We start from the raw sequence: 13005 nt of genomic DNA, 5'->3' as shown, positions 1-13005 counted from the left end.
CGGCGCCTATTCGTCGGTGCGGACGGCCTGGCCCGAATCCACCGGCAGACGGGCTTCCTTCAGCTCGTCGCCGCTCGGCAGGCTGCGCACGTCCCAGCCGCCGCCGAGGGCGCGGATCAGCGAGACGGCGGTGGTGAAGCGGTTGAGGCGGATCTGCAGGGCGGTGACCTCGTTGTTGAGGGCCAGCGCCTGCGCCGTGACCACGGTGGTGAAGTTCTGCGTGCCGGCCCGGTACTCGTTCAGGGTGATCTCCACCGCGCGGCGCGCCGAGGCGACCGCCTCGTCCTGGGCCACCTGCTGGCGGGCGAGGATGCGCACGCCGGCCAGCCCGTTCTCGACCTCCGAGAACGCGGTGAGCACGGTCTGGCGGTAATTGGCCACGCTGGCGTCGTAGGCCGCGCGGGTGATGCGCAGGGCCGCCGCGCGGGCGCCGCCATCGTAGAACACCTCCGACCCGGCGGCCGCCACGGACCAGACCTGGTTCACGGCCGAGAACAGGCCGTTGGCCGGGTTGCCCGAGATGCCGCCGGAGGCCGAGAGGGTGACGGTGGGGTAGAACGCCGCCACGGCGACGCCGATCTGCTCGCTCTGGGCCTGCACGTTGCGTTCGGCCTGCGCGACGTCGGGGCGCCGCTCGAGGAGCGTCGAGGGAATGCCGACCGGCACTGCGGGCGGCCGCGCGGCGAGGAGCGCCACCGGCAGGCTCAGCTCGGAGGGCGGCCGGCCGACGAGGAGCGCGATGGCGTGCTCGAAGGTGGCGCGCTGCAGGCCGACGGCGATGGCCTGGGCCTGGGTGGTCTGGAGCTGGGTCTGGGCCGTGATCACGTCCGAGCGCGCGGCCACGCCGGCATTGTACTGGTTCTCGGTGATCGCGAGGCTCTTCTTGTAGCCCTCGATGTTCTCGTTGAGCACGCGCTGGAGGGAATCCTGGTAGCGCAGCGTCAGGTAGTTGGTGGCCACTTCGGACTGAAGGGTGAGGCGCACCAAAGCGAGTTCCGCGGCGCTGGCCTGGGCCGTGGCGACCTCGCTCTCGATGTTGCGGCGGATGCGTCCGAAGAGGTCGAGCTCCCAGCTCGCCTGCCCCTGGAGCGAGACGTTGGTGCGCTCGATCCCGAGGGAGCGGGACCGCGAGATGCTCGGAGCGCCCGTGACCGTGGGAAAGAGGGCGGCGCGGGCCTGGGCGACGAAGGCGCGCGCCTGCTCGTAGGCGGAGACCTGGGCCCGCAGACTCTGGTTGTCGACGTCGACGAGGCGGATCAGCCGGTCGAGGGTGGGGTCGCGAAACACCCGCCACCAGTCGCCGCGCTCGGCCCCGTCATTGGGCGCGGCCGGTCGCCAGCCCTTGCGGCTCGCCACGGAGGCGGCGCTGTCCTCGCGGGGGCCGCCCTGCTTGAACGCCAGGGGCGTCTCCACCGAGGGACGCGAATAGTCCGGCCCGACCATGCAGCCGGAGACGAGCCCGGACAGGGCCAGCATCGCGGGGAATCCGGGGCGCAGCCTCATTCGGCGGGGCTCAGCGCAGCGCCGGACGCCGGTGCGCGGCGGCGCAGCCGGTCGAGATAGAGGTAGACGACGGGGGTGGTGTAGAGGGTCAGGATCTGGCTCACGATCAGGCCGCCGACGATGGCGATGCCGAGGGGCCGCCGCAGTTCGGAGCCCTCCCCGCCGGCGAGGATGAGGGGCAATGCACCGAGCATCGCGGCGAGCGTTGTCATCATGATCGGTCGGAAGCGCAAGAGGCAGGCCTCGAAGATCGCGTCCTGGGGGGAGGCCCCGCGGGTGCGCTCGGCATCGAGGGCGAAGTCGATCATCATGATCGCGTTCTTCTTCACGATGCCGATGAGCAGGAAGACCGCGATCAGCGCGATGACGGTGAACTCGGTCCCCGAGACGAGGAGCGCCAGGAGGGCGCCGATCCCGGCCGAGGGCAGGGTCGACAGGATCGTGATCGGGTGGACGAAGCTCTCGTAGAGGATCCCGAGGATCGTGTAGACGGCCACGAGAGCGGCCAGGATCAGCAGCGGCTGGCGCGAGGAGGATTCCTGGAAGCTCTTGGCGGAGCCGGCGAATTCGCCGTGGATCGTGGCGGGCAGGCGCAGGTCGGTGATCGCCGCGTCGATGGCGGCGGTGGCATCCGACAGGCTCTTGCCCGCCACGAGGTTGAACGAGATCGTGGTCGCGACGAACAGGCCCTGATGGCTCACCTGGACCGGCGCGTTGCCGGTCTCCAGCCGGGCGAAGGCCGAGAGCGGGATCATCGTTTCCTTGGAACTCGACACCGGCGCGCTGGAGGAGGCGCCCCCCTTGCCGCCCGCGATGGCGTTGGCGGCGGCGTTGCGGGCCGAGTCGGTGGCGATGGAGGCGGCGCTGGCATCGGCGGTCGCCGTCGAACCCACGGCGCCGGTGGTGGCCGCCGCGGCGGGGGCACCCGCCACCGTGCCGGCCACCGCGTTGGTGGTGGCCGAGCCCCGCGCCTTGCCGCCCGAGGTCGAGACGTAGAGCATCTTCAGGGTGTCGGGGCTCTGGAGGTAGCGCGGGGCGATCTCCATCACGACGTGGTACTGGTTCAGCGGGTTGTAGATCGTCGAGACCTGGCGCTGGCCGAAGGCGTCGTAGAGCGTGTTGTCGATCTTGTCCGGCGTCAGGCCGTAGCGGAAGGCGCTGGCGCGGTCGATGACGAGGCGGCTCTCGAGGCCGCCCTCCTGCTGGTCCGAGGTGACGTCGGCGAAGATCGGGTTCTTCTGCAGGGCCTGCACCAGCTTCGGCGCGGCCTGGTACAGCTCCTCGGCGGTGTCGCCCTGGAGGGTGTACTGGTACTGGGCGAAGCTCTGGCGGCCGCCCATGCGCAGGTCCTGGCGCGGGAACAGGTAGAGCCGGGCGCCGGCGACGCGGGACAGCTTCGGGCGCAGGCGCGCCATCACGGCGGTGATCGATTCGCGCTCGCCCCGGGGCTTCAGGCCGACGAAGACGTTGGCCGAGTTGGTGCCGCGCCCGCCGGTGAAGCCGACGACGCTGTCGACGGACGGATCGGCCTGCACGATGGCGGTGGCCTGCTCCAGCTTCTGCTTCATCGACTGGAACGAGATGCGCTGGTCGGCCTGGATGCCGCCCATCATCTGCCCGGTATCCTGCTCGGGGAAGAAGCCCTTCGGGACGATGATGTAGAGGTAGACGTTGAGCCCCACCGTCGCCAGCAGGGTCAGGGCCACCAGCCGCCGGTGCCGCATGGCGATACGCAGGGTGCGCTCGTAGCCGGCCAGCATCCCGTCGAACCCGGCCTCCAGGGCACGCACGAGCCAGTTCGGCCGCTCCGTCCCGTGCGCGGCCTCGCGCCGGAGCAGGAGCGCGCACATCATCGGCGTGGTGGTGAGGGACAGCACGAGCGAGATCAGGATCGCCAGCGACAGGGTGACGGCGAATTCCTGGAACAGTCGGCCGACGATGCCGCCCATCAGCAGGATCGGCAGGAACACCGCCACCAGGGACAGGCTCATGGAGATGACGGTGAAGCCGACCTCGTGGGAGCCGAGGAGGGCCGCCTCGACCCGCGGCCGGCCCTGCTCGATGTGCCGCTGGATGTTCTCCAGGACCACGATGGCGTCGTCGACGACGAAGCCCGTGGCGATGATCAGCGCCATCAGCGACAGGATGTCGAGGCTGTAGTCGAGCAGGTACATCGCCGAGAAGGTGCCGACGATGGAGATCGGCACGGCCACCGCCGGGATCAGGGTGGCGCGTCCCGAGCGCAGGAACAGGAACACCACGAAGATCACGAGGACGACCGCGATGACCAGCGTCTCCTCGGTCTCGGCCAGCGAGGCGCGGATCGTGGCGCTGCGGTCGCCCGTGATCGTGAGGTCGATGTCGCCGGGCAGCGCCGCCTTCACCTGCGGGATCGCGGCCTTGAGCCCCTTGATCGTCTCGACGACGTTGGAGCCGGGCTGCTTGTAGATGAACAGGATCACGCCCGGCTTGCCGTTGACGAGGCCGAGGTTGCGCCGGTCCTCCACCGAATCCTCGATGGTGCCGACATCGGTGAGGCGCACGGCGGCGCCGTTGCGATAGGCCACGACGAGGTCGCGGTAATCGGCGGCCACCCGGCCCTGGTCGTTGGCGTAGAGTTGGTAGTGGCGCGTCTCGGTCTCGATCGCGCCCTTGGGGGAGTTGGCGTTGGCCGAGGCCAGGGCCGCGCGGATGCCTTCGAGTCCGATGCCGTAGTTGAACAGGGCGGTCGGATCGAGCGCCACCCGCACCGCCGGGAGCGACGAGCCGCCGATGTCGACGTTCCCGACCCCGGGGAGCTGGGACATCTTCTGCTGCACCACCGTGGCGGCGGAATCGTAGAGCTGGCCCGGCGTCAGGGTGTTCGAGGTGAGGCCGAGGATCAGGATCGGCGCGTCGGCGGGGTTGAACTTCCGGTAGGTCGGGTTCGAGCGCAGGGCCGTCGGCAGGTCGGCCCGGGCGGCGTTGATCGCCGCCTGGACGTCGCGGGCCGCGCCGTCGATGTCGCGGTTGAGCCCGAACATCAGCACGAGGCGCACCGAGCCGAGCGAACTCGTCGAGGTCATCTCGGTGACGTCGGCGATCGAGCCGAGGCGCCGCTCCAGCGGCGCCGCCACCGTGGTGGCCATGGTCTCCGGCGAGGCGCCGGCCATCTGCGCCTGGACCAGGATGACGGGGAAATCCACCTGCGGCAGCGGCGCCACCGGCAGCTTCAGGAAGGCGAAAATGCCGGCGAGCAGCACGCCGATGGTCAGCAGCGTGGTGGCGACGGGCCGCCGGATGAACGGCTCGGAGACGTTCACGGCAGCGCCTCGACGCTGTCGGCGCCGCCGGCGCGGCGACCGGAGAGGCGGCGCTCCAGGCGATCGAAGGCGAGGTAGATCACCGGGGTGGTGAACAGGGTCAGCACCTGGCTCACGATGAGGCCGCCGGCGATGACGATGCCCAGGGGCTGGCGCAGCTCGGAGCCCACGCCGGTGCCGACGATGAGCGGCACGGCCGCGAACAGCGCCGCCAGCGTGGTCATCAGGATCGGCCGGAAGCGCAGGATGCAGGCCTCGTAGATCGCGTCGCGGGGACTCATCCCCTCCTCGCGCTCGGCCTGGAGCGCGAAGTCGATCATCATGATCGCGTTCTTCTTCACGATGCCGATCAGGAGCACGATGCCGATGATCGCGATGATGTCGAGGGAGAGGCCGAACAGCATCAGCCCGATCAAGGCCCCGATGCCGGCCGAGGGCAGCGTCGACAGGATGGTGATCGGGTGGATGAAGCTCTCGTAGAGCACGCCGAGGACGATGTAGACGGTGACGATGGCGGCCAGCACCAAGAAGAGCTGGTTCGAGAGCGCCGACTGGAAGGCGAAGACCGAGCCCTGCGGCACCACGCGGAAGCTCGGCGGCAGGTCGATGGATTGCCGCGCCGCCTCAACCGCCGAGACCGCGTCCCCCAGCGCCGCGCCGGGGGCGAGGTTGAACGACACGGTGGTGGCGGGGAACTGGCCTAGATGGCTGATCAGCAGCGGGGCCCGCCGTTCGCTGACCTGGGCCACCGCCGAGAGCGGGACCTGGCCGGAGGCGACCGTCGAGGACGGCAGGTAGATGTGGTCCAGGCTCTCGATGGTCTTGTGCAGGTCGGGGTCGGCCTCGAGGATGACCCGGTACTGGTTCGACTGGGTGAAGATCGTTGAGATGATGCGCTGGCCGAAGGCGTCGTAGAGGGCGTTGTCGACGGTCGCCGGGGTGATGCCGTAGCGCCCTGCGGTAGGCCGGTCGATGGTGATGTAGGCGGCGAGCCCGCTCGCCTGCAGGTCGCTCGCCACGTCCATGAGGAGCGGCGAGGCCTGCAGTGCCCGCACGAAGCGCGGTACCCAGGTCTCGAACTCCGTCAGGTTCGGGTTCTCCAGGATGACCTGGTACTGGGTCGCGCCGACCGCCGTGTCGATGGTCAGGTCCTGCACCGACTGCAGGTAGAGGCGGATGCCCGCCACGCTCGTGGTGGCCGCCTTCAGCCGCTCGATGATCTCGGGCGCGCGGGCGGTGCGCTCGTCCTGCGGCTTCAGGTTGATGAGGAAGCGGCCGGAATTCAGGGTGACGTTCTGGCCGTCGACCCCGATGAAGGAGGACAGGCTCTGCACGTCCGGGTCCTTCAGCACGATGGCGGCGAGCTTCTGCTGGCGCTCGGCCATGGCGGCGTAAGAGACCGTCTGGTCGGCCTGGGTCACGCCCTGGATGACGCCGGTGTCCTGCACCGGGAAGAACCCCTTCGGGATCACCACGAACAGGTAGACGGTGAGCGCGATCGTGCCGAGGGTGACGAGGAGGGTCAGCGTCTGGTGGCGCAGCACCACACGCAGCATGCGGCCGTAGCCACTGATGATGCCGTCCATGCCCCGGCGGGCGGTGCGGGCGATGACGCCCTCGTGGCGCTCGGATTTCCCGGGCACGTGGGCCTTGAGCAGCCGCGCGCACAGCATCGGCACGAGGGTCAGCGAGACCACCGCCGAGATGATGATGGTGGCCGCCAGCGTGATCGCGAATTCGTGGAACAGGCGCCCGACCACGTCGCCCATGAACAGGAGCGGGATCAGCACCGCGATCAGCGAGACGGTGAGCGAGATGATGGTGAAGCCGATCTCGCGGCTGCCCTTGAGCGCGGCTTCCAGGGGTGAATCGCCCTCCTCCACGTGGCGGGCGATGTTCTCGATCACCACGATGGCGTCGTCGACCACGAAACCGGTGGCGATGGTGAGCGCCATCAGGGACAGGTTGTCGAGGGAGAAGCCGTAGAGGTCCATGATGGCCAGGGAGCCGATCAGGGAGAGGGGCACCGACAGGCTCGGGATCAGGGTCGCGGAGACGCTGCGCAGGAACAGGAAGATCACCAGCACCACGAGCCCGATGGCCAGCGCCAGCTCCACCTGAACGTCGTGCACCGAAGCGCGGATGGTGGTGGTGCGGTCGGTGAGCACGGTGACGCCGATGGCGGCCGGCAGGGTCGCCTGGAGCTGGGGCAGCAGCGCCTTGATCTTGTCGACGGTGGCGATGACGTTGGCGCCGGGCTGGCGCTGGATGTTCAGGATGACGGCCGGCGTCTCGTCCATCCAGGCGCCGAGCTTGGTGTTCTCGGGCCCGTTGACCACGTCGGCCACGTCCGAGAGCCGGACCGGTGCACCGTTCTTGTAGGCGATGATCGCGTTGTCGTAGGCCTTCGGGTCGCGGATCTGGTCGTTGGCGTTGATGGCGTAGGACTGGGTCGGGCCGTCGATGGTGCCCTTGGGCGTGTTGACGTTGAGGTTGGTGACCGTGGTGCGCAGGTCGTCGATGTTGAGGCCGTAGGCCGCCAGGGCGCGGGCGTTGAAGCGGATGCGCACGGCGGGACGCTGGCCGCCACCGGTGCTGACGAGGCCGACGCCGGCCACCTGGGAGATCTTCTGCGCCAGCCGCGTCTCGGCGAGATCGCGCACCTCGGTCAACGGCAGGGTCTTCGAGGTCAGCGCCAGGGTCAGGATCGGCGCGTCGGCCGGATTGACCTTGGCGTAGATCGGGGGTGCGGGCAGGTCGGAGGGCAGGAGGTTGCCGGCCGCGTTGATCGCCGCCTGAACCTGCTGCTCGGCGATGTCGAGGGGCAGGTCCAGGCTGAATTGCAGGGTGATGACGGAGGCCCCGGCCGAGCTTTGCGAGGTCATCTGGTTCAGGTTGGCGAGTTGCCCGAACTGCCGCTCCAGGGGCGCCGTCACCGCCGAGGTCATCACCTCGGGGCTGGCCCCCGGATAGAAGGTCTGGATCTGGATCGTCGGGTAATCCACCGACGGCAGGGCCGAGACCGGCAGGTTCAGGTACGACACCATGCCGACCAGGAGGATCGCCAGCATGAACAGCGTGGTGGCGACCGGCCGCAGGATGAAGAGTCGGGACGGGTTCATGCCGTCGACCCTCTCCCCACCGCGGGGGAAGGATGGGCCTGCGCGCCGAGGGCCTGGGCCGTGTCAACCATCACTCGGCGGGCCTTTGGCGGCGGCGCTCGCGCTTCTGACCCTCGGGGGCGACGGCGTCGGCCTTGGCCGCGTCGGGCTTCTCGCCCTGCGTCACCGGCGCGGCGGCCGGGGTCGCCTGGGTCTCGGCCGGGGCGCCGTCCCGGTGCGGTGGCGTCCGGGGCTTGCCGCCCTCCTCGGTGACGCGCACCGGGGCGCCGTCGCGCAGGCGGTCGGTGCCGTCCACGACCACGCGGTCGCCGTTGCTCAACCCCTCGGTGACCACCGTCCGCGGGCCGTCCGCCTCGCCGAGCTTGACCGGCCGGACCACGACCTTGTCGTCGCCCTGCATCAGGTAGACGTAGGTGCCCGGCGTCCCCCGCAGGATCGCCGCGGTCGGCACGATGGGCGCGTCGCGCACCGTATCGACGGTGAGCTTGGCGTTGACGAACTGGTTCGGGAACAGGGCGTCGTCCTGATTCTCGAAGATCGCCCGCAGCTTCACGGTGCCGGTGGTGGTGTCGATCTGGTTGTCCACGGTGTCGAGGACGCCCGTGGCGATGGCGTTGGTGTCGCCGCGGTCGTAGGCCGTCACCGCGAGCTTGGCGCCCGAGCGCACCCGGCGCATCACCCGCGCGACGTCGTCCTCCGGCAGGGTGAAGACCACGGAGATCGGATGGAGCTGGGTGACCACCACGATGCTGGTCGAGGCGGCGGTGATGTAGTTGCCCTGGTCGATCTGGCGCAGGCCGACGCGGCCCTCCACCGGCGAGACGATGCGGGTGTAGGTGATGTTGAGCCTCTGCTGGTCGACGAGGGCCTGGTCGGCCGCCACCGTGCCCTCGTTCTGCTTGACGAGGGCGCCCTGGGTGTCGACGTTCTGCTTCGAGATCGAGTCCTGCTGACTCAGCCGCTGGAAGCGGGCGAGGTCGAGCTTCGAGTTCTGCAGCAGCGCCTGATCGCGCATGAGCTGGCCCTGGTACTGGGCGAGCTGAGCCTCGTAGGGCCGTGAATCGATCTGGGCGAGGAAGTCGCCCTTCTTGACGGTCTGGCCCTCGCGGAACCCGATCTCGGTGAGGTACCCGCTGATCTGCGAGCGCACCGTCACGGTGGCGAGCGGCGTCACGGTGCCGAGGCCGGCGAGGACGATCGGCACGTCGCCGGGTGCGACCGTGGCGATGCCCACGGCCTGGGCCGGCTCGCCGTGCCCGCCGCGGCCGCCACCCTTGCCGCGCCCGGACGGGGCGGCCACCTGGCTCTCCGATTTCGGCGCGAGGAGGTAGCGGTACCCGGCATAGCCGCCGCCCGCGAGGATGAGGAGCAGGACGAACCAGAATCCCGCCCGGCTGCGGCGGCGGACGGGCGGCGTGCTCCGCGCCTCGCGCGGCAGCGCGTCGCCCGGGAGCGCCCCGGGATATTCGCGCGCTGTCTCGGTGCGGATGGGCGAGGTTTCGTTCATGGCCTAACGATCATGGCGTGTTGCGGTCGGCGTTGCGAGCGGAAGAACCGCAAAGTCCTCCGGAGACCAACGGCCCCGGACGCGACGCAATCCCGGGCCGCGCGCCGGGCCTGACCCCGCGCGGCCCGCCGACAGCGATGAGATAAGGTCGCTGGACGCTCCGTGACAGGATCGAACGACGTCGCACCCCGCCCGCCTCTCCGGTGAATCCCGGCCGACATCCGATGGCTCGGAATGGGGTCACGGCACCGGCCGGTCCCAGGTCTCGAAAGCAGTCGCGGCGCGGCATGGAAGACGTCCTAGGCGACCAATGCGACTCCAGTGCGGCCTTCGCGTTTCCGGCGTATTGCTGCGAAGCGGTCGGAACGGAACGGCTGTCGAAAACACCCCTTTCGTCGGCGTCGTGCGACGAAATGAAAAAGGCCGCCGCTGGGGGAGCGACGACCTTTTTTCGAGACGGACCGGAGCGGCGACGACACGCGTACGGAACGAGGGGGCGAAGTCCCGCGCTGGCCATCACCGCTCCAGCCGTGAGTCGAGAGTTACGTGATGGCTGATGAAAGTCAACAATCGTCAGGCGGGCCGGAGATGGGCGGGCGAAGCCGCGTGCGAGGACGCACATTTCTTCGGGGCGAAGGGGCGTGCTACGCCACGCCCTGACACTTTCCCGTCCAGTGAAACCCCGTTCCTCGTGAATCCCGCTCCATGAATCCCGTCCTCGCCGATCTGCCGACGACCATCTTCACGGTGATGTCGGGCCTCGCCCGCGAACTCGGCGCGATCAACCTGGGCCAGGGCTTCCCGGACGATCCGGGACCGGAGGACGTCCGGCGCAGGGCCGCCGACGCCGTGCTGCACGGGGACAACCAGTACCCGCCGATGATGGGCCTGCCCGACCTGCGCCGGGCGATCGCGGCGCATTACGCGCATCACCAGGATCTGGACCTCGACCCGATGGCGGAGGTGATGGTGACCTCGGGCGCCACCGAGGCCATCGCCGCCGCCCTGTTCGCCCTGATCGCGCCGGGCGACGAGGTCGTGCTGTTCGCGCCGCTCTACGACGCCTACCTGCCGCTGGTGCGCCGGGCCGGGGGCGTCGCCCGCATCGTGCCGCTCCAGCCCCCGCATTTCCGCCTCGACGCGGACGCCCTCGCGGAGGCCTTCACGGACCGGACCAAGCTCGTCGTCCTGAACAATCCCCTCAATCCCAGCGCCACGATCTTCGGGCGCGAGGACCTGGCGCTGCTCGCCGCCTTCTGCACGCGGCACGACGTGGTGGCGGTCTGCGACGAGGTCTGGGAGCACATCGTCTTCGACGGCGCTCGGCACTGCCCGTTGATGGCGCTTCCCGGCATGCGCGACCGGACCGTGAAGATCGGATCGGCCGGCAAGATCTTCGGCCTCACCGGCTGGAAGGTCGGCTTCGTGATGGCGGCGCCGGCCCTGATGCGGGTGGTGGCCAACGCGCATCAGTTCCTCACCTTCACGACGCCGCCCGCCCTCCAGGAGGCGGTAGCCTACGGCCTGGCCAAGGAGGACGCCTACTTCACCGGCATGCGCGCGCGCTTCGCGGCCTCCCGCGACCGCCTCGCGAGGGGTCTCGCGGAGCGGGGCTTCCGGGTGCTGCCCTCCTACGGCACCTATTTCCTCAACGTCGATCTCGCGCCGCTCGGCTGCGACGACGACGTGGCGTTCTGCGACGACCTCGTGCGCCGGCACGGCGTCGCCGCGATCCCGATCAGCGCGTTCTATCCCGACGCCTCCGTGCGCCACCTCGTGCGGCTGTGCTTCGCCAAGGCGGACGACGTCCTCGACCGGGCCCTCGACCGGCTCGCCACCGTCGCGCGGCAGGCGGCCTGATGGGCCGGTTCGTGCGGGCGGTGCTTGCGGGCGCGCGGGGCCGGGGCCACATCCCGGAGCATGACCACGCCGCACCGTTTCCCCAGGCTGGACTTGCCCCGGAGCCCGACCATGGACTTCACCCAGACCGCCGGTGTCGCCACGCGCTTCCGGCCGAAGGCGGACGACCGCGAGGCGACGCTGCTGCGCCTGGAGGCGTTCGCGCACCTCATGGACTCGGCCTTCGTGATTCCCGGCATCAACCGGCGGGTGGGCCTCGACGCCCTGGTCGGTCTCGTCCCGGTGGTGGGCGACGTGGCCGGCATGCTGCTGGCCTCCTACATCGTGGTGGAGGCGCGCCGCCTCGGAGCGCCGCGCTGGCTCATCGCCCGGATGGCGCTGAACATCGCGGCCGATGGAGCGCTCGGGGCCGTGCCCCTGGCGGGCGACCTGTTCGATGCGGCGTTCAAGGCCAACCGCCGCAACGTGCGCCTGCTGCGGCGCCACCTCGAGCGCCATGGTGGCCTGCGCCCGAACGAGATCGAGGGCACGGCGACGCGCATCGAGGGCTGACATCCGACGGACAGGGGCGCGCCCGATGAACGAGGTCGTGCGTCCCGAGTCCGCCCAGACGGTCGCCCTGCCCCCGACCGGCCGCGGGCTGTCGCCGCTCAACCGGCGGCGCCTCGCCAATTTCCGGCGCAACCGGCTCGGCTACTGGTCGTTCCTGCTCTTCACGGGCCTCTTCGTCACGAGCCTGTTCGCCGAGTTCATCGCCAACGACCGACCCCTGGTGGTCTCCTACAAGGGCGAGATCCTGTTCCCCGTGGTCGTCGACTACCCGGACGAGAAGTTCGGCGGCTTCTACGCGCGGCCGAACTACCGCTCGGCGGAGACCCGCAAGGAGATCGCCGACAACGGCTGGGCGATCTGGCCGCCGATCCCCTATTCCTACGACACCATCATCGACGGCCTGCCGACCCCCTCCCCGTCGCCCCCGACCTGGATGCTGACGGAGGCCCAGTGCCAGAACGTGGGCAAGCCCTGCGCCGAGCTCGAGAAGCACTGGCTCGGGACCGACAACACCACCCGCGACGTGCTGGCGCGCATCATCTACGGCTTCCGCATCTCGGTGCTGTTCGGGCTGATCCTCGCCCTGATCTCGTCGGTGATCGGCGTGATCGCCGGAGCGGTGCAGGGCTATTTCGGCGGCTGGGTCGACCTCGCCCTGCAGCGCTTCATCGAGGTCTGGAGCGGGATCCCGACCCTCTACCTCATCATCATCATCTCGGCCTTCATCGAGCCGGGCTTCTTCGTGCTGCTGGGCATCCTGCTGCTGTTCTCGTGGGTGTCCCTCGTCGGGGTCGTGCGGGCCGAGTTCCTGCGGGCGCGCAACTTCGAGTACGTGCGCGCCGCCCGGGCGCTCGGCCTCTCGAACATCCGCATCATGAGCCGGCACCTCCTGCCCAACGCCATGGTGGCGACGCTGACCTTCCTGCCCTTCATCCTCAACGGATCGATCGGGACGCTGACCTCCCTCGACTTCCTCGGCTTCGGTCTGCCGCCGGGCTCGGCCTCGCTGGGCGAACTCCTGGCGCAGGGCAAGGACAACATCCAGGCGCCCTGGCTCGGGCTGACCGGGTTCTTCGTGGTGGCGCTGATGCTGAGCCTGCTGGTCTTCGCCGGCGAGGCCGTGCGCGACGCCTTCGACCCGCGCAAATCCTTCACCTGA

The 13005-nt window shown here is 69.8% G+C and carries 7 protein-coding genes; 3 read left to right on the top strand and 4 right to left on the bottom strand.

The window, feature by feature from the left end; translation table 11 throughout:
• Positions 1-6: 6 nt before the first annotated feature.
• From AC0IWM_RS04425 to AC0IWM_RS04410, 4 genes are all read right to left on the bottom strand, one after another.
• Complete coding sequence (locus AC0IWM_RS04425; protein WP_471753253.1) at positions 7-1476, bottom strand: efflux transporter outer membrane subunit; 1470 nt, start codon at positions 1474-1476, stop codon at positions 7-9.
• 23 nt (positions 1477-1499) lie between these two features.
• On the bottom strand, positions 1500-4805 hold the full coding sequence (locus AC0IWM_RS04420) for an efflux RND transporter permease subunit (RefSeq protein WP_471753252.1): 3306 nt from the start codon (positions 4803-4805) through the stop codon (positions 1500-1502).
• On the bottom strand, positions 4802-7927 hold the full coding sequence (locus tag AC0IWM_RS04415; RefSeq protein WP_471753251.1) for an MdtB/MuxB family multidrug efflux RND transporter permease subunit: 3126 nt from the start codon (positions 7925-7927) through the stop codon (positions 4802-4804). The genes AC0IWM_RS04420 and AC0IWM_RS04415 overlap by 4 nt, the downstream gene beginning before the upstream one ends.
• Before the next feature lie 70 nt (positions 7928-7997).
• Entirely contained in the window at positions 7998-9434 is a 1437-nt protein-coding gene (locus AC0IWM_RS04410) for an MdtA/MuxA family multidrug efflux RND transporter periplasmic adaptor subunit (protein ID WP_471753250.1), read from the bottom strand.
• Between the two features lie 705 nt (positions 9435-10139).
• Between AC0IWM_RS04410 and AC0IWM_RS04405 the strand changes: the two genes are divergently transcribed.
• The 3 genes from AC0IWM_RS04405 to AC0IWM_RS04395 all read left to right on the top strand — a co-directional run bounded on the left by AC0IWM_RS04405 (position 10140) and on the right by AC0IWM_RS04395 (position 13005).
• Positions 10140-11294 carry an aminotransferase gene (locus AC0IWM_RS04405; protein ID WP_471753249.1) on the top strand — a complete coding sequence of 385 codons (1155 nt, stop codon included), beginning with the start codon at positions 10140-10142 and terminating at the stop codon, positions 11292-11294.
• A 111-nt stretch (positions 11295-11405) separates the two neighbouring features.
• Positions 11406-11846 (top strand): DUF4112 domain-containing protein, encoded by a 441-nt coding sequence (locus AC0IWM_RS04400; RefSeq protein ID WP_471753248.1) that lies wholly within the window; start codon positions 11406-11408, stop codon positions 11844-11846.
• A gap of 25 nt (positions 11847-11871) precedes the next feature.
• Positions 11872-13005: an ABC transporter permease gene (locus AC0IWM_RS04395; RefSeq protein ID WP_471753247.1), complete on the top strand. Its 1134-nt coding sequence runs from the start codon at positions 11872-11874 to the stop codon at positions 13003-13005.

Source organism: Methylobacterium sp. AC433, assembly GCF_979253015.1.
This window is presented reverse-complemented; position numbering and strand designations above follow the sequence as displayed.